1 protein-coding gene is annotated in these 633 nt (G+C 59.2%); it reads left to right on the forward strand.

The window, feature by feature from the left end:
- Positions 1-172: 172 nt before the first annotated feature.
- Positions 173-373, forward strand: a complete 201-nt coding sequence (locus F2P45_RS34395; RefSeq protein ID WP_166882681.1) for a hypothetical protein — start codon at positions 173-175, stop codon at positions 371-373.
- Positions 374-633 lie beyond the last annotated feature (260 nt).

Below are 633 nucleotides of genomic sequence, written 5' to 3' on the forward strand. Positions count from 1 at the left end.
TTGCCAGCGGCGAAAATCGTGGATGACGTCGCGGCGCTGCTGCCGTGGAATATGAAGGATTTGCATACCCCCGATTTAACCAGCGGCGTGACTTCCTGAACAGTCTGGGGTTGATGGATCGCTTACGGTCAATGGCAAGTTCCCGACCGCGCCGAAACGCTACAAGCTGTATGTGGAATCGACCGGCGGCACCACCCTGAGCATGACGATGTACGTCGGCGACGTGAAAACCACGACCCAGCAGCTGGGTAACTACCAGAGCCAGATCGTGGTATGGCCCGACAAGGCCAAGGCCTACTTCACCGCCAAGAAACCGGTGGGCGGACCAGCCACCCTGAAAGCACGCCTGATCGAGCTGCCACCGGGCGAGTAAGCACGCCGGCGGAATCATCGCCCCAAGCGCCCGGTGTCAAGCGCCCGGTGTCAGCGCCCGGTGTCAGGTCTGACATTCGGACACGAGCTGAACAGTCATCAGCTGGACCGTGACTGTCGAGACCGGGTCCGTTTGTCAGCGTAGTATTCGGCGGGCCGCCGAAAATCGCGCCGAAGAAACAAATATTGGGTATTTGTGGCAGAGTGGAATGAGGCGCTGCGCAAGACCGATAGAGCAATGGTGCAATTGCCCGAATGTCA

This window comes from Massilia mucilaginosa, from assembly GCF_011682145.1.
In the GTDB taxonomy this organism is placed as follows: Bacteria; Pseudomonadota; Gammaproteobacteria; order Burkholderiales; family Burkholderiaceae_D; genus Telluria_A; species Telluria_A mucilaginosa.